We start from the raw sequence: 22,289 nt of genomic DNA, 5'->3' as shown, positions 1-22,289 counted from the left end.
TCATTGCAAGGCGATGCCTCAGGCGACCTTGATGATCCAGCCCGCCGGTGCTTCGACGTCACCGCTCTGGATGCCGGTCAGCTCGTTGTAGAGCTTCTGGGTGACCGGGCCGACCTTTTCCAGGTCGTGGAACACGTGCAGTTTGCCGTTGTACTCGATGCCGCCGATCGGGGTGATGACTGCGGCGGTACCGCAAGCGCCCGCTTCGATGAAGCGGTCAAGCTTGCTGATTTCGACGTCGCCTTCGATCACGGTCAGGCCCAGGCGCGATTGCGCCAGTTCCATCAGCGACAGGCGAGTGATACCGGGCAGGACCGAGGCCGATTTCGGCGTGACGAACTCGTTGTTGGCGGTAATGCCGAAGAAGTTGGCCGACCCGACCTCCTCGATCTTGGTGTGGGTCAGCGGATCCAGGTAGATGGCGTCGGCGAAGTTGGCTTTCTTCGCTTCGGAACCCGGTTGCAGGCTGGCGGCATAGTTGCCCCCGACCTTGGCTGCACCGGTGCCCTGCGGGGCGGCGCGGTCGAAGCTGGAGATCTGGAAGTTGTGCGGCTTCATGCCGCCCTTGAAGTACGAGCCAACCGGGATGGCGAACACCGAGAAGATGAACTCCGGCGCGGTGCGCACGCCGATGTTGTCACCGGTGCCGATCACGAACGGACGCAGGTACAGGGCACCCTTGCCATGCGGCGGGACGAACTTCTCGTTGGCCTTGACCACCTGCTTGCACGCCTCGATGAACACATCGGTCGGCACGTGTGGCATCAGCAGGCGGGCGCAGCTGCGCTGCATGCGTGCGGCGTTCTGGTCCGGGCGGAACAGATTGATCGAGCCGTCCTTGCAGCGGTAGGCCTTCAGGCCCTCGAAGCATTGCTGGCCGTAGTGCAGGGCAGTCGAGCCTTCGCTGATGTGCAGCACGTTGTCGTCGGTCAGGGTGCCTTTGTCCCACTCGCCGTTGCGCCACACGGACAGGTAGCGCTTGTCGGTCTTGATGTAGTCGAAGCCCAGCTTGTCCCAGTTGATCTCGTTGCTCATGACACCCTCTATTGTCTTGCAGAGGCCCGATCGCTCGGGCTGCTTTTAAATGCGCACCTCGCCACGATAATACATCCGCAGAGGATGGGGAACGGCCAGTCATGAATTGGTTGACTGGCTGTCGGATGATCTGCAGTACAGTGCTGGTGGGGGCTCTGGTCGGGTGTGAGGTATTTTGCGTAGCCGTGTGGCCTGTCCGCAACGCTCGCTATGTGCCGCTGCGCTCCGAGCCCTTTCCCTGATCGGCATCGGAACAATGTTTCGTCTGATTGGCAAGCAAGTGGATTCCTGTGGCGGCCAGAAATATCGGCCATAGGAAATTTGGGGTGCCCAACAATGTTCCATGTCCAAGAAAGAAAAGACTTGCAATGGCACATGACATTAGCGCGATGCCCGTCCACTTGCGCATGTTTGGGTGACGAAGGATTCGGTCTGCTAAGAACGCAATCAGTGACAAGCAGGCGATGCTGGTCAGGTCGTTCATCATGCTGCTCGGCTGTTGATGATCAGGCTATTGATGGTGCGCTCGTGATGACTGACGACTCTATATCTACTTGTAACCTGCAAGCGAAGTTCCTTATTGGTGTCGAATCCATTTCAGGTTCGCGCACAATGCAGAACTTTCGCTGCTGAGCCTATTCACTTGCTTCTAAGTAGTGTGTAGGAGATTTCAGTAATGCTATGCATCCCCTATCTGCTGACAAAACCGCAGCAAATTGCCGAACGGATCACGGATCTGCATTTGCAGCCCCCAGTCCACCCGCTCGGCTTCGGGGCGTGAATAACCGTACTTTTTGGCCTGCAGTTCGCTTTCGAGCGCCTTGAGGTCTTCGACCCGGGCAAACACGGTGGAGCCTGGCGTGGCGTCGCCATAGTGTTCGGACAGGTGCAGGATCAGCCCGTCGCGGTGAATCTGCACATACAGCGGCAGGTCCGGGGCGAAGCGGTGTTCCCAGTCGATGGTGAAGCCCAGGAAATCGAGGTAGAACTCCTTGGCCTTGTCGACCGAGAATATGCGCAGCACGGGAATGGCGGGGGCGAATTGCATGGAGGCATCCTTACCGGGTGGGAGGTCGCCACTCTAGCGCATCGCGGTGGGCCATGGCGATTGGCTGGCTCACAGCCCCACGCTGGCGCGCACCATGGCATAGGCCTGGCGCACCAGCGGGTTGACCGTGTTGGCCCGCACCCACAGGTGGTAGGTGACGTCCGGCAGTGGCGGCAGGCCGTCGCTCTGGCCGAGCACGCGCATGTCCGGGCCGACCATCTCCTGGCTGCGCGCGGTGATGCCCAATCCTGCGCGGACTGCGGCCTTGATGCCGATCAGGTTGGACGCCAGGTAGGCCTGGCGCCACGGTATGCCGGCCTGTTCCAGGGCGTCCAGGGCCAGTCGGCGGTACAGGCTGGGTTCGTCCACCAGCACCAACGGTAGCGGTTCGCCGGGGATGTGCTGGTACTGCGCTGCACAGATCCACCACACCGGCGAGGTGCGCAAGGCGAAACCCTCCACGCCGGGGGCGGTGACGGTGGAAATGACCATGTCGACCTTGCCACGCTGCAGGTCGTCCATCAGGAACGGGCTGCGGCCGACGTTTATCTCCAGGCGCAGGTTCGGCGCCGAACGGGCGATATGGCCGAGCAGAGGTGGCAGGATGGTGTCGGCGATGTCATGCGGCGAACCGATCCGCAGCACGCCGCTCAGGCCGTCCTGACGCAGGCCGGCGAGGGCTTCGTCATTGAGTGCGAGCATCTGCCGGGCATGGCGCAACAACTGGCGGCCGGCATCGGTGAGGGCTTTGTGTCGGCCCTGCTTGCGCAGCAGCGCTACGCCCACCTGCTGTTCCAGCCGTTGCATGTGCTGGGTGACCGAGGCCTGGGTGCGGGCCAGGTGGCGACCGGCTTCGGCGAAGCTTGTGTGATCGACGATGGCGACGAAGGTGCGTAGCAGATCGAGGTCCAGGGCGGGTGCGGTCATCGGCGGGCCTGCGGTTGGAGTGGGGGAGGCGGATCGCCCGTTTTTACATTACTGTCAGTCAATAAACGATAAAGAAGTATTATGTTTTGTTGGCCTAGATTTGCAACGCCTTGATGCAAAACCCATATTTTACGCTGCTTATGCCAAATCAAGCTCCTACTCATTCGATCCAAGTTATAACGATAGTCAATATTTGCATTTCCCCTGATCCCACCAAGTTTCTAGGATGCGCCCTCATTGGCCGGATGTTCCGGCTGCCGGGATGAGGAGCCCCACCATGTCGCTGTCCACCGTTGCCCGTCGCGGCCTGTTTGCCGCGTTGCTCGCCACCACCGGCCTTGCCGCCAGCGGCCTTGCCCAGGCCGATGCCACCCTGGACAAGATCCAGCAGCGCCACAAGCTGGCGGTGGGGGTGGTGCTTTCCGGCGGTCCCTTCGGTGCCATCGACCCGAACACCCGCGAGCCGATCGGTTTCAGCGTCGATCTGGCCCGCGACCTGGCGCGCCAGTTGGGTGTCGAGGTCGATCTGGTCGCGGTACAGCCGGCCAACCGCGTGCAGTTTTTGCAGCAAGGCAAGGTCGATCTGCTGATTGCCAACATGGAATGGACACCTGAGCGCGACAAGCTGCTGGGCCATGTGCCCACGCCGTTCTACCGGGTTGGCGGCACCGCCGCGCTGGCCAAGGACAGCCCGGTCAAGACCTGGGCCGACCTCAAGGGCCAGCCGGTGTGCACCTCCCAGGGCAGCAGCTACACCCAGGCACTGATCGACCTGGGCGCCGACCTCAAGGCCTTCAAGACCTCCGCCGAATCCCTGCTGGCCCTGCGCGGTAACAACTGCGTGGCCGCCGTGCATGACGCCACGCTGATCAATCCGCTGTTGGCCAAGGGGGGAGAGTGGAGCGGCTATCGTGCCCTGACCCCGGAGCTGAACCCCGCGCCCTCGGTGATCTGGACCCGCCTGGGCGAAACCGACACCCAGCAGCGCCTGGACCCCTTCGTCAAGCAATGGCACCGCAGTGGCTGGCTGATCGAACGTGAGCAGGCCAACCACATCACCCCGGCCTCGCCGGCGCTGGTGGAGTTGCGTGCCAAGCTGCAGGGCGAAGGCGCCTGATGAGCGACAGCCTGCACTGGCTGGTGGGGCAGCTTGCCCATCTCGGCCTGAACTATGCGTTCCTGCTCGACGCCTACGCCAGCGGCAAGCTGCTCGACGGTGCGCTGACCACGCTCGGTCTGTGCCTGTTCAGCATCCTCGGCAGCTTGCTGGTGGGTGTGCTGCTGGCTGCTGCGGTCACGTCCGGGCAGCGCTGGCTGGCCTGGCCGGCGCGGGCCTTCATCGAGGTGACGCGTAACACGCCGACCCTGGTGCAGCTGTACTGCGCCTTCCTGGTGTTGAACATGCTGATCAACCAGAGCCTGGGCAGTGCCAACCCCATGACCCCCTTCGCCTGGGTGGTGCTGGTGATCTCCCTGCACAAGGGCGCCTTTCACGCCGAAGCCCTGCGCGCAGGGATCGAGGCGGTGCCGGCAGTGACCCTCGAAGCGGCCAGCTCGCTGGCCTTCAGCCGTCGCCAGCAACTGCTGCAGGTGCAGTTGCCAATGGCCGTGCGCTTCGCCTTGCCGGCGCTGGTCAACAACCTGATCGACCTGGTGAAGATGACCGCCGTGGCCTCGGCCATCGCCGTCAACGACATCACCTATGCGTCGATCATGATCTGGACCCAGGGCGACAACGTCATCGAACTGATGCTGCTGATCCTGGCCTTTTTCGGACTGCTCAGCTTTGCAGTCAACTGTATCGGCCGCGCCCTGGAAGCGCGCCTGAGGATGCCCGGTTATGGCCATTGAGCATTTCGCCACGCTCTGGCAGTGGTCGCCCACCCTGGGCGCGGGCCTGTTGCAGAACATCCAGATCAGCGTCGGAGCCATCGCCCTGGGTACGCTGCTGGGCCTGTTGGTGGGGATGCTGCTGCTGTCGCCGCTGCGCCCCCTGCGCGGCGTGGCGCGGTTGTGGGTGCAGGTGTTTCGCAATGCGCCCTGGTTGGTGCTGATCTACTTTACTTCCTATGTATTCCCGTTCGATGTGCAGATTGCCGGTACCTGGGTGGCCTTTCCCGACTGGCTCAAGGTCACTGTGGGCCTTGCACTGCCAGCCAGCGCCAACGTTGCCGAGATCTTCCGCGGCGCGGTCGCCTCGATTCCGGCGACTCAGTGGGAGGCTGCGCGTTCGCTGGCCTTCAGCCGTGGTCAGATTTTCTGCTCGATCATTCTGCCGCAGTGCCTGCGGCGCATGTTGCCGCCGTGGATGAACCTGTACGCGGTGGTGACCATGGGCACCGCACTGGCTTCGCTGGTGGGCGTGCACGACCTGATCGACAGCGCGCAAATCGCTGCCAACACCGTCAACCGTAGCGGTTTCACGGTGCTGGTGTATTTCAGTGTGCTGGCGCTGTTCTTCGTCTACTGCTACCCGATTGCCCGCCTGACCCAACGCCTGGAGCGTCGCTATGCCTTCTGAACCTTTGATCCAGCTTCGCGATGTGCACCTGGCCTTTGGCGACAATCCGGTGCTGCGCGGTATCGACCTGGACGTGCAGGCCGGGCAGGCGGTGTCGATCATCGGCCCGTCCGGCTCAGGCAAATCGACCATCCTGCGTTGCATGACCGGGCTGTTGCGCCCGCAGCGCGGCAGCATCCGCATAGGCGATACCGCGGTGGAGCAACTGCAGGGCGAAGCCGGGCTGATCGCCCTGCGCAAGCAGGTCGGTTTCGTCTTCCAGCAGTACAACCTGTTTCCCCACCTGAGTGTGCTCGACAACCTGCTGATCGCCCCGACCAAGGTGCTCGGTCGCCCGCGTCAGGAGGTACGTGACGAGGCCCTGGCACTGCTCGACAAGGTTCGCCTGGGCCACAAGGCCACGGCATTTCCCGGTGAGCTCTCCGGCGGCCAGCAGCAGCGCGTGGCGATTGCCCGAGCCCTGGCCATGCGGCCCAAGCTGATCCTGTTCGATGAGGTGACCTCGGCGCTCGACCCAGAGATGGTCGGCGAGGTGCTGGCGGTGATCCGCGAGTTGACCGAGGAGGGCATGACCTGCGTGCTGGTCACCCACGAGATGCGCTTTGCCGAAGAGATCAGCGACCAGGTGTACTTCACCGAGCATGGCCGCATCGTCGAGCACGGCAGCGCCGAGCAGGTGTTCCGTGCCCCGACCCATGCGCGCACCCAGGCCTTCCTCCAGCACGCGCTGGGCGAGAGCAGTCAGCGCCCGAGCCGCCCGGCGCCCGATGTATTGACCAACCTGGGGCGTTACAGCCTCAGCGTGTGATTTCAGCCTCCAGCCAAGAGAGACCGACCATGTCCCGTGATTCCGTGATCCAGCCGTTCCTTGCGCAAGTGCGCGCCATCCATGCGCGCGGCGTCGACCGTGCAGCCCTGCAGCAGATCGTCAAGCTGCTCGAGGGCCTGGCCGAGCGCCGCGAATTGTTCAACTTCGAGCGTTTTCCGGCCCCGGATGCCGCCACCGGCGAAACCCAGTTTCGCTATCGCCTGAATGACGACGGCGAGTCGCCGACCCTGTACGTCAATTCGCTGTTGCCGGGCAAGGCGACCCTGCCGCACAACCATGAGACCTGGGCGATCATCGTCGCCGTCGAGGGCCAGGAGCTCAACCGCGTGTACCGCCGCGAAGACGACGGCAGCGATCCGGCCCGTGCCACCCTGGCGCTGGAGCGCGAGATCGTGGTGCAGCCGGGAACCTCGGTGGCCTTCCTGGGCGAGGACCTGCATGGCATCCGCGTCGAGGGCGATAGCCCGACGCTGCACTTCCACCTCTATGGCCGCCCGCTGGAGTCTCTGGAACACCGCTACGGCGTCAAGGATGACGGCAGCGTGGTGAACTACAACAAATCACAGATGGCGCCTTCGATCGAGGCTTACGGGCTTTGAGATCGGTGTCGCGCTTTTCGCGGGCAAGCCCGCTCCTACAGGTGCCTTACTGGGCAGGAGCGGGCTTGCCCGCGAAAAGCGCGACACCATCTGCCAGCCCTGCACCCCACCAACGACCACGGACTGCGTCCCATGATCCCCAGCATCACCCCCGAGCTCCTGCACACCTGGCTGTTCGACGGCCAGGAAATCGCCCTGTTCGACCTGCGCGAGCACGGTCAATACGGCGAGGCCCACCTGTTCTACGCCGTCAATCTGCCCTACAGCCGCCTTGAGCTCGAAGCGCAGCGCCTGGCGCCCAATCCTGCGGTACGCGTGGTGGTCTACGACGAGGACGGCGGTGCGTTGGCCCAACGCGGGGCCCAGCGTCTGCAAGCGTTGGGCTACACCTGCGTGCAGTGCCTGGAGGGCGGCAGCCTGGGCTGGCAGCGCGCCGGTTTCGAGCTGTTCGCCGGTGTGCACTTGCCCTCGAAGGCCTTCGGCGAGCTGGTCGAGCATGCCTGCCACACCCCGCGCATCAGTGCCCAGGAGCTGGCCGAGTGGCAGCGCCAAGGCAAGCCGTTGGTGCTGCTCGATGGTCGCCCGCTGGAGGAGTTCGCCAAGATGAGCATCCCCGGCGCCACCTGCTGCCCGAATGGCGAGCTGGGCTATCGTCTGGAAGACCTGGTGAGCGACCCGCACACCCCCGTGGTGATCAATTGCGCCGGCCGCACCCGCAGCATCATCGGTGCGCAGACGCTGATCAACCTGGGCATAGACAACCCGGTCTATGCCTTGGAGAACGGCACCCAAGGCTGGTACCTGGTGGACCTGCCGCTGGATCACGGCAGCCAACGCGCGTATCCCGAACACAGCGGCGCCGCACTGCCCAGGCAGCGTGCGCGAGCGCGGCAGCTGGCCCAGCAGGCGGGGGTTGCCTGGGTGGACGCACAGCAGGTCCGGCAGTGGGCCGCCGACGCCGGGCGCAGCCTGTTTCTCTGCGACGTGCGCACCCCTGAAGAATTCGCCGCCGGCAGCCTGCCGGGCGCACAGCATTGCCCAGGCGGCCAGCTGATTCAGGGCACCGACCTGTATATCGGTGTGCGCAAGGCCCGCGTGGTGCTGTTCGACACCGATGGCGTGCGTGCGCCGGTGGTCGCCAGTTGGCTGCGCCAGATGGGCCACGAGGCCCATGTGCTCGAAGGCGGCCTGGACAGCGGCCTGGCTCTGGACGTTGCTGCGCCATTGCCGGTGACCCTCGCCGAAGCTCGCGCCGATGAGCTTGCAGAGGCGTTACTGATCGACCTGCGCTCCAGCACCGCCTACCGCAAGCGCCACCTGCAAGGCGCCCGGTGGTCGATCCGTCCGCAATTGGCGCAGCAGGTGGGCGGAGCTGGGCAGCGCCTGGTGTTCATCGCCGACGATCCGCGCGTGGCACAGTTGGCGCTCGCCGAGCTGACACCTGCCCAGCAACAGGCTGCGCGGCTGTTCCCCCGTGCATCGCTGGACGACTGGCCGCAGGTGGACAACGACCTGTCGTTGCCGGATGCGGACTGTATCGATTTCCTGTTCTTCGTCCATGACCGGCACAGCGGCAACAAGGACGCGGCGCGCCAGTACCTGGCCTGGGAAACCGGCCTGATTGCCCAGATGAACGAGGCCGAAACCCGTAGCTTCAGCCCATTGACCGCTGTCGACCCGGTGGCCACGCGCCTGGTGCACGGTGGGCGAGGCGAGCAGGGCGTGGGTGCCCATGGCGTCAATCCGCCGGTCAGTCGCCTGAGCACGGTGTTGTTCGACAGCGTCGCCGACATGCGCCAGGCCCGTAGCCGTCGCGACCAGGAGCGCGTGCTCAGCTATGGTGCCCGTGGCAACCCCACGGCCTTTGCCCTGGAAGACCTGGTCAGCGAACTGGAAGGGGGGTATCGCACCCGGCTGTTTGCCACCGGCCTGCAGGCAATCGCCCAGACGTTCCTGGCCTACTTGCGTCCGGGAGATCATCTGCTGATCAGCGATGGTGTCTACGATCCGGTGCGGCGCCTGGCGCGTGAGCTGCTCGAACCCTTCGGCGTGCAGGTGCAGTACTTCGCCGCCGACGGTCGTGACCTGGAGCAGGCGCTGCGCGCCGAAACACGCATGGTCTACAGCGAAAGCCCCAGCTCGTTGCTCTACGAGCTCAACGACCTGCCGGCCATGGCTGCCCTGTGCAAGGCCCGCGGCGTGCTGCTGGCCGTCGACAACACCTGGGGCTCGGGCTACCTGCACCGGCCGCTGACCTTGGGCGCCGACATTTCGGTCATGGCCTTGACCAAGTACCTGAGCGGACACAGCGACGTGATGATGGGCAGTGTCTGCACCACCCGCGAAGCCTTTGCCGCGCTCTCGCGCATGAGCGACAACTGCGGCTGCACCGTAAGCCCCGACGATGCCTGGCTGGTGTTGCGTGGTGCGCGCAGTCTGGCCAGCCGCATGGCCGTGCACGAGCGTCAGGGGTTGGACATCGCGCGCTGGTTGCAACAGCGCGAGGACGTGGCGCAGGTGTTCCATCCAGCCTTGCCGGAGCACCCTGGGCACGCCTTGTGGCAGCGCGATTTCAGCGGTAGCAATGGCTTGCTCAGTTTCACCCTGGCGAATCCATCGCTGGCGAGTGCCGAGGCCTTTGTCAATGGCCTGCGCCTGTTCGGGATCGGTGCATCCTGGGGCGGCTACGAAAGCCTGGTGACCTTGGCCGGCACACGCGAGCGCCAGTTTGCGCCGACCCTGGGCGGGCCCCTGGTGCGCCTGCACGTGGGGCTGGAGGACGTGCGTTCGTTGCAACGCGATCTGGACCAGGCCCTGCGCCAGGCGTATTGAGTCAGAGCGTCGGCGGTCCCTCACGCCGATGCTGCGCCCACAGGCATGCCGCAGCACACAACCCGCCGCCGCAGGCGGCGGTGACCATCAGCGCGATGAACATGCTGCCGGGCATGCCTGTCCCCAGCAGGTAGCCGCACAGTACCGGGCTCAGTGCGCCGCCGACTGCCGCCAGGTTCTGGAATCCGTAGTAACTGCCCTTGAGGTGTTCAGGGGCAATGCTGTCGATGAACAGGAATTCGCTGGGCAGCAGGATCATCTCGCCCAGGGTGAAGACGAACATTGCCAGGCACCAACTGATCAGGTTGTCGGCATACAGGAACCCCGCCAGCCCGCCGATGAACAGCACCGCACCGATGCTCATCCAGCGCCCCAGGTTGTCACGGCTGAGCAACCGGCCGAACTGGAATTGCAGCACGATCACCACCAGGGCGTTGCAGGCCAGCAGCGCCGAGAGGGTGGTCATGGCTTGCGCGGGTGGGTATTTCACCAGCAGGTACTGCGACAGGTAGATGGTGAAGCGTCCGTGCACCAGTGCGTTGAGCAAGCTGCCCGCGGTGAACAGCAACAGGATGCGGTCGGTGCGCACAGCCGCCAGTACCGCCATGAAGCGGGTTGGCGGCTGCGCGGACGGGGCGCTGCTCGCCGTGCTCGCGGGAACCGCGCTCATCACCCACAGGCTCAGCAGTGCCACCGCACTGGCGGTCCAGAAGGGCGCCAGCGGGTGCACCCCGACCAGCACCACGCCGAGCATCGGGCCGGTCGCATAGCCGATATTGGTAAGGGTGTAGCGCAAGGAGAAGGCCTTGGCGCGCTGCTCGACGGCCAGGTACTCGCCGAGCATGGCCTTGGAACCGATGACGAACAGCGCCGAGGCCGATTCGGTCAGCACCAGGGTCAGCACGGCCTGCCAGGCGTCCTGGGCGAAGGTCAGCAGGAGGAAACCGATCGCGGTCGAAAGCATCGCCAGGCCCAGCAGGCGACGCTTGTCGAAGCGGTCGATCACGTAGCCGCCGTAGAGGCCGAACACCGTGCCCGACAGTGCGGCGACACTGATCAGCAAGCCGACGTCATGCTGGGCCATGCCCAGTTGTGTCGTGAGGAACAAGGCCAACAGGGGGCTGGTGAGCGAGCGGCTGATTACCAGGGTCAGCGAGCTCAGCATCAGGCGGCGGATGACGGGGGAGTAAGTGGCCACAGTCCATTCTCGGGCATTGGGAAATGTCGGTATGGGCCTTTTCGCGGTTTCACCCGCGAAAAGTACGCCGCAATTTCAACCGGTCGAATCACTTCCCGCCGTTGATGGTGATCGGGTTCAGCACGCCATCGGCTGCGCCCCATTTCTCCAGGATCTTGCGGTAGCTGCCATCGTCGACCATCGCCTGCAGTTCGCTGCGAATCGCAGCCGACAGCGCAGCGTTATCCTTGGCCACGCCCAGTCCGGTGAGCTGGGTGGTCAGCGGCGTGCCAAGGCTCTTGAAGGTACCTTTCTCCAGGTCCTGGATATACGGCAGCGTTTCGCTGCCTTGCACGGCGGCATCAAGGCGCCCTTGGCGCAGTTGCGCACGCGCGTCGGCACTGCCTTCGGAGCCGAGCACGATCACTGCCGGCTTGCCGTTGGCCTCGCAGTTGGCCTTGCTCCAGGTAGCGACATCGTTGGGCCAGGTGGTGCGGCGGCTGGTGCCGACTTTCTTGCCGCACAGGTCGGTCATCTCGTTGATCTCGCCGCGGCTTTGCAGGGTGTAGAACTGTGGGCCGCTGGTGAAGTAGTCGACGAAGGTCACCACTTGCTGGCGTTCCTTGGTGTCGGTCATGCCCGAAAGGATGATGTCGACGCGCTTGGTGACCAGGGCGCTGATCATCTGCTCGAAGGCGGTCTCCTGCCACTTGATCTTCACCCCCAGGCGTTCGGCCAGGGCGTTGCCCAGGTCGACATCGACGCCGGTCAGCTGGTTGGTGGCCGGGTCCTTGAAATCCATCGGTGGGTAGTTGGGGACGATTGCGGCGACGATTTCGCCCTTGGCCTTGATCGAGGCCGGAAGTTCCGTGGCGGCCTGGACGTTGAAGGCCAAGGCGGTCAGTACGCTGCACGCAAGAAGGGTTTTTTTCATGCCTAGGGTTCTCTTTATGGTTGTGGGCGGCAGTCAGGTACGAACCGCGGAAATGAAGTTCTGGGTCCGCGGGTTCTGGGGGGCCAGGAGCACCTCTTCGGGGCTTCCTGCTTCTACGATCTGTCCGGCGTCCATGAATACCACTCGATTGGACACCTCGCGGGCAAAGCCCAGCTCATGGGTGACCACGACCATGGTCATGCCGGACTTGGCCAGGTCACGCATGACCGATAGCACCTCGCCGACCAGCTCGGGGTCCAGCGCGGAGGTGGGTTCGTCGAACAGCATCAGTTTCGGACGCATGGCCAGGGCGCGGGCGATGGCCACACGCTGTTGCTGGCCACCGGAAAGCTGGATCGGGTAATGGTCGCGCTTGTCGCTCAGGCCGACCCGGGCCAGCAGTTCGAGGGCATCCTCGGTAGCTTCCTTGGGCGAGCGGCGCAGCACCTGGCAGGGGCCTTCGATGATGTTCTGCAGCACCGTCAGGTGCGGGAACAGGTTGAAACGCTGGAACACCATGCCGGTGGCCAGGCGCTGGCGGGCGATCTGCGATTCGGTCAGTTCGTGCAGCTTGTTGCCGGCCATGCGGTAGCCGACCAGCTCCCCGTCGACCCACAGGCCGCCGCCATCGACTTTTTCCAGCTGGTTGATGCAGCGCAGGAAGGTGCTCTTGCCGGAGCCCGAAGGGCCGATCACGCAGAGCACTTCGCCTTGCTCGATTTCCAGGTTGATGTCGTTCAGCGCGTGGTAGTCGCCGTAGTATTTCTGCAGGCCGACGGCCTTGACGATGCTTCTCATGGGCATGTTCTCTCTATGGCCGATCAGGAGCGCTTGCCAGCGCCCTTGGCGAAGTGACGTTCCAGGCGGCTCTGGCCGAACGACAGCAGGGTGACCACTGCCAGGTACCAGATGCCGGCAACGATCAGCAGCTCCATCACTCGGGCGTTGGCGTAGTAGATGTTCTGCGCGTTGTGCAGCAGCTCCGAATACTGGATGACGCTGGCCAGGCTGGTCATCTTGACCATGCCGATGAACTCGTTGCCCACCGGCGGGATGATGATGCGCATGGCCTGGGGCAGGATGATCCGGCGCAGCGCCTGCAGGCGCGGCATGCCGATCGACTTGGCCGCTTCGTACTGGCCAGTGTCCACCGACAGCAAACCGGCACGCACCACTTCGGCGGTATAGGCGCCCTGGTTGATGCTCAGGCCCAGCAGCGCGGCAACGAAGGGGGTCATCAGCGTCACGGTGTCGAACTGGAACAGGCCAGGAATGCCGATGGTGGGGAAGATCAGCGCCAGGTTGAACCACAGCAACAGTTGCAGGATCAGCGGCGTACCCCGGAACAGCCAGGTGTAGGCCAGCGCCACGTACTGCAGGATCGGGTTCTGCGACATGCGCATCACCGCCGTGATGACGCCGAAGACGATGCCCAGGGCCATGGCGATCACCGACATGACGATGGTATTGCCCAAGCCCCAGAGGATCGCCTCGGAGGTCAGGAACTGGCCGACGAAGGCCCATTCGATCTTGCCATTGGCAAAGGCATTGGCCAGCCCCAGCAACAGCACGACGATCAGCGTGGCGAAGAACATGCGCCCGTAATAACGGCGCGGGACATGCTCGTAGCGGCTGATGTCGAACTCGTTTTCCTGTTGCCTGCGCTCATCGGCGAGGCGTTTGGCGTGTATCTGACTCATGGTGTGGCTCCGCAGTCGGCGCAGGGCGCCTGGGCGTGTCGATCGGTGGCGGGCAGCAGGTCCTTGCGAAACCGCTGCCCACAGGTCTTCAGGTGCGCGGCCCTTGGTAATGGGCAGCCCAGGCCTGCTGTGCTTCAAGGGCGACTTTCAGGCGCGCGATCTGCTCGCGCACGCGTTGTGGGGCGGTACCTCCGTGGCCGCTGCGCATGGCGATGGCAGCTTCCAGGGTGAGGCTCTCGCGCACCTCGGGTGTCAGGCGCGGGTCGATGTCGGCGAGCATCGCCGGGCTCGCCTGCCACAGCTCCATGTCCTGCGCCTCACACGCGCGCACCAAGGCCCCGGTGATCTCGTGGGCTTCCTTGAACGGTACGCCGCGCATGGCCAGCCAGTCGGCGACCTCGGTGGCCAGGGTGAAGCCCAGCGGCGCCTGGCGGCGCAGTTCGTCCACGCGCACCTGCATGGTCCGCACCATGCCGGCCATGGCCGGGAGCACCAGGCCCAGCGTGTCGAGCGTGTCCATCACCTCGCTCTTGTCCTCGGCCAGGTCGCGGTTGTACGACAGCGGCAGGGCCTTGAGGGTGGACAGCAGGCCGGTCAGGTTGCCGATCAGGCGCCCGGCCTTGCCGCGAGTGAGCTCGGCGATGTCCGGGTTCTTCTTCTGCGGCATGATCGAACTGCCGGTGGCATAGGCATCGTCCAGCTCGACCCAGCGGAACTGGCGCGACGACCACAGGCAGAATTCCTCGGACAGGCGCGACAGGTTGATGCCGAGCATGCTGGCGATGAACAGGAACTCGGCGACATGGTCGCGGCTGGCCACGGCGTCGATGGAGTTCTCGCACGGGCCGCTGTAGCCCATCTCCAGCGCCGACTGCTGTGGCTGGCGGGCGATGGCCGAGCCCGCCATGGCCGCGGCGCCCAAGGGCGACAGGGCCGTGCGTGCATCCCAGTCGACCAGGCGTTGCACGTCACGCAGCATGGCTTGCGCATGGGCCAGCAACTGGTGGGCGAAGCTGATCGGCTGCGCCTGTTGCAGGTGGGTGAAGCCTGGGCACAGTGTGTCGACGTGCTGTTCGGCCTGGCTCACCAGGGCGTCCTGCAGGGCCAGCACCTGCTCGGCGAGCTTGCGTGCGTGATCGCGCAGGAACAGCCGCAGGTCGTTGGCCGCCTGGTCATTGCGCGAGCGCCCGGCGCGCAGCTTGCCGCCCAGCGCGCCAAGACGCTCGGTCAACACGCGCTCGAGGAAGGTGTGCACGTCCTCGTCGTCCTCGATCGGCTGCACGCGGCCGGCACGAAAGTCGGCGTCGAGGGTGTCGATGGCGGCCAGCATGCGCGTGGTCTCGTCGCTGTCCAGCAGCCCTGCGCGCTGCAGCTCACGGGTATGGGCACGGGAGCCTGCGAGGTCGTACGGTGCCATCTGGAAATAGCGTTGCGGCGAGCGCGACAGGGCGGCGAGGGCGGCTGCAGGGCCTGAGGCGAAGCGGGCGCCCCAGAGGCGATCGGTGGGCTGAGTCATTGTTGTCGTTCCTCGAAGGAGAATCTTCTGTCAGCAGGTTCGGGCCGTCATGAGGCCTGCGAAAGCAGGTTTCACATAGCTTGGGGCAGGGTATAAAAATGAATTAAATCAATCGCTTGCGACTGAAATGGGGATTGCGGAGAGTCTTGCAATATGCCGTTGCATAAGGTCATGATGGCGAGGCCGGCTGATTTCTTGTTGTGCTATCCAGCCTGTTGAAAGCCGAGCGCGAGGTAAATACTTACAATGGAAACCTCACTTTCCACTGCGGGAAACCTGCCGGAAAAAACCCGCATTCGTGCGCCACTGGCCTTGAGTGGCCAGGACTTCAAACTGCTCAAGGTGTTCAAGGCAGTGGTCGAGGCAGGAGGCTTCAGCGCGGCGCAGAACGAATTGAACGTGGGCCTGGCAGCCATCAGCAAGCAGATTTCCGATCTGGAAATCCGTATCGGCATGCGGTTGTGCAGCCGCGGGCGCGAAGGTTTCAGCCTGACCGAAGAAGGGCAGGTGGTGTACCAGGCCTCGATCGAGCTGTTCAACTCGGTCGACAACTTCCGCGACCGCATCAGCAGTGCCCAGAACGAGCTGATTGGCGAACTGGGCGTAGGCGCCATCGACAACACCCTGTCCGATCGCGGCTCGCCGCTGATCGCTGCGATCCGGCAAATTTCCAGCGATCACCCGAAGGTGCGTGTCCGCCTGAACGTGGCACAGCTGGACGAGGTGGAGCGCGGCGTCATCGAAGGTCGGTTCATCGCCGGCATTGTCCCGCTGTACCAGCGCCGGGAAGAGTTCGACTACTTCGAGATGTATCAGGAAGCCTCGGCGTTGTATTGCGGCGAAGGCCATCCATTGTTCGCCCGAAGCGATGCGGACATCCCCCTCGACAGCCTGCGCGAACACAACTTCGTGCACCATCGCTATGCCATGCACACGGTCAAATGGCAGTTCTTCGAACAGGAGAACAACCAGACGTCGGCCACCCAGGTCGAGGCGGTGGCCATGCTGCTGCTCACGGGCAATTTCATCGGTTTTCTGCCCTGTCACTTTGCGCAATCGCTGGTCAGCCAGGGCCGCTTGCGTGCGATCCATCCCGAGATGGTGCGTTTTCATACACCGTTCTGCCTGATCCTGCGGCACAACACCCCACGCAGCCCACTGGTGAAAACCTTCGCCCAGGCCATGGGGGTGGATCTGCGTTTGCCCGGCACTTGAGACATAGCTACCACGTGCGCTTCTGCACTCGCTGGCTTCATGCGCGTTTTCAATGCGATGGAGCAGTATCATGTCGACCCAACCCCTTCCCGATGAAACGATCGATACACTGATCGCCAGCCGTCTGCCCAATTGGTTGAGCGCAGCCAAGCCCGAACAACTGGACGCTCTGCATCGGGCGTTGCGCGCCCAGCAGCGTACGCAGCATGAGGTGCGCGCCTTGCTTGGGCAGATCCAACCGCTGGACGAATTCGCCGCGCCCCTGCTGAGCGAAGCGTTGGACAAACGGGTGCAACCCTCGCTGGATGTGCGTCGCAGCATGCTGCGGCGCGAAGTCCAGATCCGCTTCCCGTCAGGCGTCGGCTGGGTCCCGGATGGCATCGTCACTCGCAGTTTCGAAAACAGTCTGCTGGCCTCGGCACTGCATAATTTCGATCGTGCCGAAACATCGAAGGTCGCCTGGCAGGCAGCGTCGGCAGTGGTCGATGCGCAAGGCAACAGGCTTGCCCTACAGCCCCGGGCCTTTGCGGGCCTGTGTCGCTCCCTGGATCTGGGGGGGCTTTACCAGCAGCATCTCAAGGGCGTGCTGTTTGGCAACGATGCCGTACGCCGAAACAATGAAGCCTTGCTCGAGCGGGGCTGGCGAGAGGGGCTGGAGGCTGCAGCATGGCTGGCGCGGCTCAAGGGCGATATCGACGAGCACATGCTGGCGGAGCTGCAAAAGGTCTGCGCTGCGACGCCCCAGTCAGCCACGTTGACGGCACTGGACATGCGCCTGCTTGGCCGCAAGATCCAGGGGGTGGTGGTGTTCCAGATGCCCGTAAAAGAGGGCGCAGATGCTCAGCTTGCGCAGTTGATTGCCTGGATACCGGACGATCCGCAGGGCGTACTGAGTGTCCACCGCTCCTGGTCCGAGCTGTTCAAAGCGTTGGGCAAGCGTTTTCGTAAGGCTGATTACTGGTCGTTCTTCCAGCGCTTCGTCAGCGCAAAGGATCGCGTGCATTTTGCTCAGGTGCTGAAACGGTTGCTGGCCGAAGGCGGCCCGCAGGATACCATCGAGCTGGATGGTCGGTGGCAGTCTGTCGGCGGCGCGCTGTTCGCCCACCTGCGCCAGGTGCAGGTCGATACCCTGCTGGACGATGCAAAGGTGCTGGCCGTACCGACCAGCCTGGTCGACAGCGTCGAGCGTGATCGTCGCCTGCACTGGCTCAAGGGCCTGGGTCTCGACATTCTGGGCATTGCCAGTTTCTTCGTTCCAGAACTTGGCTTGCCACTGCTGGCGATCACCGCCGAGCAGCTGACCGAAGAAGTGTATGAGGGCTACCGTGACTGGGGGCTCGGTGATCGCGAGGCTGCGCTTGGCCATCTGGTGGCCGTGGCGCAGAACGTTGCGATGCTCGGCCTCACGGTCGGCGCCAGCAAGGTGCTTGAGCGGGTAGCGCAGGTCGACGAGCTGGCACCCATACAGAGTGCCGATGGTGAACTGCGCCTGGCGCGTGCCGATCTTCCGGGTTATGCCACGCAAGAGTTGGCGCTGGCGCCCGGTGAGCGTGCAATCCACGAAGGACACGCGTATCAAGGGGTCGAGGAGATGACCTACCGGTTGGGCGACGACCCGGATGTAGCCGCAGTGGCGCATCCGAACCGGCCCGAGGCGCCGACCATCGCACTTGAGGACAACGGCGCCGGTGGCGTGCGTCATGCCCTGGAGCCTGCCCAACAATGGCAGGGGGAAGGCATGCTGATACGCCGCCTGGGCAGAGGGTTGCGTCAGGTGAGTGACGATATGGCCGGTCCGCTGCTGCGCAGCATTGGCATGGATGAGTCGCAGCTACGGCGCCTGCACCTTGAAAATGCACCTGCGCCAGCGCGCCTGTACGATGCGGCGCAGCGTTATCAGCTGCACGCCAGCTTCCCCAAATTGCGTGGCGCCGCCTTCGAAGCTCACGTCCAGGAGCAGCAGGCCACACCCGTCCCGGCGGCGCAGCCCTTGCACCGTGATTTTCCCTCCCTCACGACGCGTGCCGGGCAGGAGCTGCTGGACCAGGCCAATGCTGACCAGCTCCAGCAACTGCTGGAGCAAGGGCGGGTGCCACTGGGGGTGGCCGAGCGTGCGCGATGGCAGTTGCGTGACGCCCGTCTTGATCGGGCCTGTGCAGGTTTCGAGCAGGCCGCCGCGGTGGTTCAGGATACCGAACAACTGGCGTTGGGACTGTTGCAGGCCTGGTCGCCCTGGGACAGCTCTGTATGTATCGAGGTGCGTGACGGACAGTTCGACGGCCAGGTGCTGGCACAGGTAGGCGATTCGCTTGCCAGCCAGACGCGTCGAATGATCAAGACCGCGAAAGGCTACCTGGCAGTCGATGCGCAAGGGACGCCCATGCCGGGTGCCTACGCCACGGACGATCTGTTCCAGGCCCTGCTGTGGCATCTGGATGCCCCGCAACGCCTGCAGTTGGGCGAGGCGGCCAGTTCTGCCCGGCACCTGGCCAGTGCCCTGGCCGAGCGCGCCTTTGCCCAGCGCGAGCAGGCGGCCCGCCTCATTGGCATGGCGCCCATCGGTACAGGGCTGCGCCCTCCACAACGGTTGGGCGACGGACGCATCGGTTACCCGTTGAGCGGCCGGCCCGAAGGGTCACGTCTTGCGCTGCTGCGGGGCTACCAGCAAGTCTTTCCGACCCTGTCGGACGTCGAGGTGGAAGCCTACCTGGAGACTGTGCGTCAACGCGGCGATGGCCTGTGGGATCACCTGCGCAACCTGCAACAGCTAATGACTCGCCTCAACCAAAGCCTGGGCACCTGGCGTCGCGAGGCAACCCGGGTGCCCATGCTCGAGCGGCGTCGCCTGGTCGCCCGGCGCATCCGCCATTGCTGGCGGCGCAAGCGTGCCGAGCAGGATGGCCAATACCGGCTGATCATCGACAGCGAACGGCTCGACAGCCTGCCCATACTCCCCGAGGGCGTGACGTTCGAGCATGTCACCCAACTGACGTTGCGCCGCTTGAACCTGGCGACAATCGGCGCAGATTTTCTCTCGCGCTTTGCCAACCTGCGCAGCCTCGATCTGCGTGACAACCTGATCAACAGTATTCCTGACGGGCTGCAGGTGCTGACGCAGCTCACCGAACTGCGCCTGGCCGGCAACCAGATCGTCATCGACGAAGCCGGCATGGCCAGGCTGAGCGTGTTGACGCAGCTGCGTACCCTGGACCTTGCGCACAATCCTATCGGTCGACTGCCGCCGCTTGGCCCCCTGGAGAACCTGCAGCGTCTGTCATTGCGTGGTACTGGTCTGGCCGAGCTGCCGGTCGAGGTGTACATGCATCCGCAGCTCGAGGATATCGACCTGCGCGACAACAATATCAACGACATGAGCCCGTCGCTTGCCCGTTCGCGTCGTCGCCTGGCAGGCCTGAGCCTGCATGACAATCCGTTGCCGGAAGCAACGCAGGCCGCACTGCGTACCACAATCGGAGAGGATGCTGCGGTGGCTTTGCCCCTGCGTCGACATGTCCCGGGAGGGCAGGAGTCGCTCGAACTCTGGCTGGCAGGCTCCACCGATGTGGAGAGAACGGTACGAGAGGTCCAATGGACTGGACTGGTGCATGAACCGGGCAGCAGTGACCTGATGCGCTTTCTTCATGATCTTGGCCGTTCCCGTGACTACGCACTGCAGGGATTGGACCTGCGGCGCAGGGTCTGGCAAGTGATCGACGCCTGCGTACAGAACAGCGAGGTTCGCGAGGCGATCTTCCAGCAGGCTGCCGGGCCACGAACCTGCTCGGACCAGATGCTGCTGATTCTCAGCCTGCTGGAAGTCCGCGCGCTGGTCGCCACACGCACTGCCGGGCTGGCCCCCGCTGCGGTCGGCCCCGCATTGACACAATTGGGCCGCGAGCTGTATCGGCTGGACGAGGTCGACAGAATCGCCGCGCAGCACATTCAAAAGGCGCGTGCCACCAACCCCTATGGTTTGCTCGACGAGGTAGAGGTGCATCTCGCATACCGGGCCGGGTTGGTCAGGCCGCTCGGGCTGCCGGCCCAGTCACGCTACATGTACCACCGGATGTTCTCGGATGTAGGGGACACGCAACTGCGTGCGGCGAGCACGGCGATCCTGCAGGCGGAAACGGATACTCGCATTGCCGCATCGTTGGTACAGCGCAGCTTCTGGCAGGACTATTTGCGCAACACGCAGCCCGACGCATTCGAAACGCTCAACCAGCCCTACCATGATCGCCTCGAAACACTGATGGCCGAGGTCGAGTCCGCGCCAGAGCAGAGTGTGCTGGAAAATATCGAGGCGTTGGCCGAGGAGCGCAGTGCTGCCGAGCACGAGTTAGTCCTGGCGTTCACCCTGAGCATGCTGGACGCGCATCCGTGGGTTAAAGGCTAAAGGTTCAATGCGCCATGAGCTGCTCGAGCAGGCGCTGTTTCAGGATCTGAAGGGCGGGATGGGTGCGCTCGCGTGGATGTGCCAAGTCGATAGGCAGGTCTTCGCGGATACGCCCCGGGTGGGCATCCATCACGATCACGCGGTCACCCAGGTACAGCGCTTCTTCGATGTCATGGGTGACCATCACCACGGTGCAGCGCTCGCGCTCGCGGATGCGCTGCAGCTCCTGCTGCAGGCGTACCCGGGTCAAGGCATCGAGCGCGCCCAGGGGTTCGTCGAGCAGCAGCACCTTGGGTTTGTTCACCAACGCCCGGGCAATCGCCGCGCGCTGGGCCATGCCGCCGGACAACTGGTGTGGATAGGCCTGCTCGAAACCGTGCAGGCCAACCAGCTCGATATGCTCGGCAACCAGGCGCTGCTTTTCATCGGCAGGCAGCGCGTGGTTCTTCAGGGCCAGGGCGATGTTTTGCTGCAGGGTCATCCAGGGAAACAGGCGGTGGTCCTGGAACACGATGCCGCGCTCAAGGCCCGGGCCGCGTACCGGTTGGCCGTCGAGCACGATCGTGCCCTGGTGATCGGTGTCCAGGCCGACGATCAGCCGCAGCAGGGTCGATTTGCCGCAGCCGCTGACACCGAGGATGCTGATGAACTCGCCGGGGCGAATGTCCAGGTCGATGTCCTGCAGTACCTGGAGGGTCTGGCCCTTGAGCCGATAGGCCTTGCTCAGGCGGCGGATCTGCAGGGCGCCAGCCTGCACGGCAGGCGGGTGGGGATGGGCGATGGCATTCATGGTCGCGGCCTTCAATCAGTGGTGCGCCAGCGCAGCAGGCGCCGGCAGAAACGGGTGCACAGCCAGGTCATCAGGTAGCCGCACAGGCCGATGCACAGTACACAGACGATGATCACTTCCATCCGTGCGCCGGCTTCGGCGTTCATCATCAGGTTGCCAAGGCCGGCGCCAGAGGCGAGGAACAGCTCGCTGCCAACGGCCGTGACCCAGGCGAAGGCCAGGGCCTGCAGCACGCCGGTGGCGATGCTTGGCAGGGCACCGGGCAGCAGGATCAGGCGCAGTTGCTGCCAGCGATCGAGCATCAGCACCTGACCGACCTCACGCTGGCGGATGTCGACCTGGCGCAGGCCTTCGTAGGTGTTGAGCACCATCGGATAGAACGCCGCCACACTCACGATCAGCAACTTGGCCGGCTCGCCATTGCCGAACCACAGGGCGATCAGCGGAATCCAGCCGAGCATCGGGACCTGGCGCAGGGCATGGAACAGCGGTGCGGTCAGGCGGTTGGCCAGCGGCGACAAGGCCATCAGTGCGCCGAGGGCGATGCCGGCCAGCATGCCCAGGGCGAGGCCGCTGCTGGTGCGCGCCAGGCTCGCCAGCAGGTTGACCGGCAGCTCGCCGTTGCCAAGCAGCTCGAGCAGTGCCGAGCCGACCTTGGACAAGGACACGAAGGCATAGGCGCCGGCTGCATCCTGGCGCGAGGCATACTCCCAGGCCGCGAGCAGCAGCAGCGGCAGTAACAGGCCACGCAAGTGTCGGACAGTCATCAT

19 protein-coding genes are annotated in these 22,289 nt (G+C 64.2%); 8 read left to right on the top strand and 11 right to left on the bottom strand.

Features of this window, described 5'->3' with window-relative positions; translation table 11 throughout:
* Window positions 1–18 precede the first annotated feature (18 nt).
* The 4 genes from ACTYOL_RS15275 to ACTYOL_RS15260 all read right to left on the bottom strand — a co-directional run bounded on the left by ACTYOL_RS15275 (window position 19) and on the right by ACTYOL_RS15260 (window position 3,010).
* Window positions 19–1,035: a branched-chain amino acid aminotransferase gene (locus ACTYOL_RS15275; RefSeq protein WP_054891515.1), complete on the bottom strand. Its 1,017-nt coding sequence runs from the start codon at window positions 1,033–1,035 to the stop codon at window positions 19–21.
* 208 nt (window positions 1,036–1,243) lie between these two features.
* Window positions 1,244–1,519: a hypothetical protein gene (locus ACTYOL_RS15270; RefSeq protein WP_444756530.1), complete on the bottom strand. Its 276-nt coding sequence runs from the start codon at window positions 1,517–1,519 to the stop codon at window positions 1,244–1,246.
* A 195-nt stretch (window positions 1,520–1,714) separates the two neighbouring features.
* On the bottom strand, window positions 1,715–2,083 hold the full coding sequence (locus tag ACTYOL_RS15265; protein WP_444756529.1) for a glyoxalase superfamily protein: 369 nt from the start codon (window positions 2,081–2,083) through the stop codon (window positions 1,715–1,717).
* Window positions 2,084–2,152: 69 nt separating this feature from the next.
* Window positions 2,153–3,010 carry a LysR substrate-binding domain-containing protein gene (locus ACTYOL_RS15260; RefSeq protein ID WP_054891512.1) on the bottom strand — a complete coding sequence of 286 codons (858 nt, stop codon included), beginning with the start codon at window positions 3,008–3,010 and terminating at the stop codon, window positions 2,153–2,155.
* A 277-nt stretch (window positions 3,011–3,287) separates the two neighbouring features.
* Here ACTYOL_RS15260 and ACTYOL_RS15255 point away from each other — a divergent pair, with 277 nt between their 5' ends.
* The 6 genes from ACTYOL_RS15255 to metC all read left to right on the top strand — a co-directional run bounded on the left by ACTYOL_RS15255 (window position 3,288) and on the right by metC (window position 9,791).
* The gene (locus ACTYOL_RS15255; protein WP_125929664.1) at window positions 3,288–4,127 is read left to right on the top strand and encodes a transporter substrate-binding domain-containing protein; all 840 of its coding nucleotides are present in this window, start codon (window positions 3,288–3,290) and stop codon (window positions 4,125–4,127) included.
* Window positions 4,127–4,861, top strand: coding sequence for an amino acid ABC transporter permease (locus ACTYOL_RS15250; protein ID WP_444756528.1), 735 nt, complete (start codon window positions 4,127–4,129; stop codon window positions 4,859–4,861). The genes ACTYOL_RS15255 and ACTYOL_RS15250 overlap by 1 nt, the downstream gene beginning before the upstream one ends.
* A complete protein-coding gene (locus ACTYOL_RS15245) occupies window positions 4,851–5,531 on the top strand; it encodes an amino acid ABC transporter permease (protein ID WP_200603450.1) in 681 nt (226 codons plus the stop codon). Before ACTYOL_RS15250 ends, ACTYOL_RS15245 begins: the two co-directional genes overlap by 11 nt.
* Complete coding sequence (locus ACTYOL_RS15240) at window positions 5,521–6,339, top strand: amino acid ABC transporter ATP-binding protein (RefSeq protein WP_112898504.1); 819 nt, start codon at window positions 5,521–5,523, stop codon at window positions 6,337–6,339. Before ACTYOL_RS15245 ends, ACTYOL_RS15240 begins: the two co-directional genes overlap by 11 nt.
* Before the next feature lie 29 nt (window positions 6,340–6,368).
* Window positions 6,369–6,959, top strand: coding sequence for a cysteine dioxygenase family protein (locus ACTYOL_RS15235; RefSeq protein ID WP_063545217.1), 591 nt, complete (start codon window positions 6,369–6,371; stop codon window positions 6,957–6,959).
* A 132-nt stretch (window positions 6,960–7,091) separates the two neighbouring features.
* A complete protein-coding gene (gene metC, locus ACTYOL_RS15230; RefSeq protein ID WP_444756527.1) occupies window positions 7,092–9,791 on the top strand; it encodes a cystathionine beta-lyase in 2,700 nt (899 codons plus the stop codon).
* A gap of 1 nt (window position 9,792) precedes the next feature.
* Here the strand turns inward: metC and ACTYOL_RS15225 are convergent, their stop codons facing one another.
* From ACTYOL_RS15225 to argH, 5 genes are all read right to left on the bottom strand, one after another.
* Window positions 9,793–10,989 carry an MFS transporter gene (locus ACTYOL_RS15225; RefSeq protein WP_197890954.1) on the bottom strand — a complete coding sequence of 399 codons (1,197 nt, stop codon included), beginning with the start codon at window positions 10,987–10,989 and terminating at the stop codon, window positions 9,793–9,795.
* Between the two features lie 88 nt (window positions 10,990–11,077).
* Window positions 11,078–11,902: an ABC transporter substrate-binding protein gene (locus ACTYOL_RS15220; protein WP_197890956.1), complete on the bottom strand. Its 825-nt coding sequence runs from the start codon at window positions 11,900–11,902 to the stop codon at window positions 11,078–11,080.
* Window positions 11,903–11,935: 33 nt separating this feature from the next.
* On the bottom strand, window positions 11,936–12,700 hold the full coding sequence (locus ACTYOL_RS15215) for an amino acid ABC transporter ATP-binding protein (protein WP_054891503.1): 765 nt from the start codon (window positions 12,698–12,700) through the stop codon (window positions 11,936–11,938).
* A gap of 23 nt (window positions 12,701–12,723) precedes the next feature.
* The gene (locus ACTYOL_RS15210) at window positions 12,724–13,602 is read right to left on the bottom strand and encodes an amino acid ABC transporter permease (protein WP_054891502.1); all 879 of its coding nucleotides are present in this window, start codon (window positions 13,600–13,602) and stop codon (window positions 12,724–12,726) included.
* An 88-nt stretch (window positions 13,603–13,690) separates the two neighbouring features.
* Window positions 13,691–15,118 (bottom strand): argininosuccinate lyase, encoded by a 1,428-nt coding sequence (gene argH / locus ACTYOL_RS15205; protein WP_063545213.1) that lies wholly within the window; start codon window positions 15,116–15,118, stop codon window positions 13,691–13,693.
* 246 nt (window positions 15,119–15,364) lie between these two features.
* Here argH and ACTYOL_RS15200 point away from each other — a divergent pair, with 246 nt between their 5' ends.
* Together ACTYOL_RS15200 and ACTYOL_RS15195 are read left to right on the top strand one after the other, a co-directional pair.
* Window positions 15,365–16,333, top strand: a complete 969-nt coding sequence (locus ACTYOL_RS15200) for a LysR family transcriptional regulator (RefSeq protein WP_197890960.1) — start codon at window positions 15,365–15,367, stop codon at window positions 16,331–16,333.
* A gap of 70 nt (window positions 16,334–16,403) precedes the next feature.
* On the top strand, window positions 16,404–20,729 hold the full coding sequence (locus ACTYOL_RS15195) for an NEL-type E3 ubiquitin ligase domain-containing protein (protein ID WP_444756526.1): 4,326 nt from the start codon (window positions 16,404–16,406) through the stop codon (window positions 20,727–20,729).
* Between the two features lie 4 nt (window positions 20,730–20,733).
* On the opposite strand, the gene ACTYOL_RS15190 is transcribed toward ACTYOL_RS15195, so the two are convergent.
* Entirely contained in the window at window positions 20,734–21,519 is a 786-nt protein-coding gene (locus ACTYOL_RS15190; protein ID WP_444756525.1) for an ABC transporter ATP-binding protein, read from the bottom strand.
* An 11-nt stretch (window positions 21,520–21,530) separates the two neighbouring features.
* Window positions 21,531–22,286 (bottom strand): ABC transporter permease, encoded by a 756-nt coding sequence (locus tag ACTYOL_RS15185; RefSeq protein ID WP_156343722.1) that lies wholly within the window; start codon window positions 22,284–22,286, stop codon window positions 21,531–21,533.
* Between the last annotated feature and the right edge of the window lie 3 nt (window positions 22,287–22,289).

It is taken from the genome of Pseudomonas sp. A014, from assembly GCF_052378495.1.
Taxonomy (GTDB): Bacteria; Pseudomonadota; Gammaproteobacteria; order Pseudomonadales; family Pseudomonadaceae; genus Aquipseudomonas; species Aquipseudomonas machongensis.
The sequence above is the reverse complement of the archived record's forward strand: the minus strand, read 5'-3'. Positions and strand labels throughout refer to the sequence as shown.

Coding starts and splice junctions, on each gene's coding strand:
- ACTYOL_RS15185 (WP_156343722.1), bottom strand. CDS start 22,286: ATGACTGTCCGACACTTGCGTGGCCTGTTACTGCCGCTGCTGCTGCTC.
- ACTYOL_RS15245 (WP_200603450.1), top strand. CDS start 4,851: ATGGCCATTGAGCATTTCGCCACGCTCTGGCAGTGGTCGCCCACCCTG.
- ACTYOL_RS15210 (WP_054891502.1), bottom strand. CDS start 13,602: ATGAGTCAGATACACGCCAAACGCCTCGCCGATGAGCGCAGGCAACAG.
- ACTYOL_RS15260 (WP_054891512.1), bottom strand. CDS start 3,010: ATGACCGCACCCGCCCTGGACCTCGATCTGCTACGCACCTTCGTCGCC.
- metC (WP_444756527.1), top strand. CDS start 7,092: ATGATCCCCAGCATCACCCCCGAGCTCCTGCACACCTGGCTGTTCGAC.
- ACTYOL_RS15190 (WP_444756525.1), bottom strand. CDS start 21,519: ATGAATGCCATCGCCCATCCCCACCCGCCTGCCGTGCAGGCTGGCGCC.
- argH (WP_063545213.1), bottom strand. CDS start 15,118: ATGACTCAGCCCACCGATCGCCTCTGGGGCGCCCGCTTCGCCTCAGGC.
- ACTYOL_RS15195 (WP_444756526.1), top strand. CDS start 16,404: ATGTCGACCCAACCCCTTCCCGATGAAACGATCGATACACTGATCGCC.
- ACTYOL_RS15270 (WP_444756530.1), bottom strand. CDS start 1,519: ATGAACGACCTGACCAGCATCGCCTGCTTGTCACTGATTGCGTTCTTA.
- ACTYOL_RS15275 (WP_054891515.1), bottom strand. CDS start 1,035: ATGAGCAACGAGATCAACTGGGACAAGCTGGGCTTCGACTACATCAAG.
- ACTYOL_RS15240 (WP_112898504.1), top strand. CDS start 5,521: ATGCCTTCTGAACCTTTGATCCAGCTTCGCGATGTGCACCTGGCCTTT.
- ACTYOL_RS15235 (WP_063545217.1), top strand. CDS start 6,369: ATGTCCCGTGATTCCGTGATCCAGCCGTTCCTTGCGCAAGTGCGCGCC.
- ACTYOL_RS15255 (WP_125929664.1), top strand. CDS start 3,288: ATGTCGCTGTCCACCGTTGCCCGTCGCGGCCTGTTTGCCGCGTTGCTC.
- ACTYOL_RS15265 (WP_444756529.1), bottom strand. CDS start 2,083: ATGCAATTCGCCCCCGCCATTCCCGTGCTGCGCATATTCTCGGTCGAC.
- ACTYOL_RS15215 (WP_054891503.1), bottom strand. CDS start 12,700: ATGAGAAGCATCGTCAAGGCCGTCGGCCTGCAGAAATACTACGGCGAC.
- ACTYOL_RS15200 (WP_197890960.1), top strand. CDS start 15,365: ATGGAAACCTCACTTTCCACTGCGGGAAACCTGCCGGAAAAAACCCGC.
- ACTYOL_RS15250 (WP_444756528.1), top strand. CDS start 4,127: ATGAGCGACAGCCTGCACTGGCTGGTGGGGCAGCTTGCCCATCTCGGC.
- ACTYOL_RS15220 (WP_197890956.1), bottom strand. CDS start 11,902: ATGAAAAAAACCCTTCTTGCGTGCAGCGTACTGACCGCCTTGGCCTTC.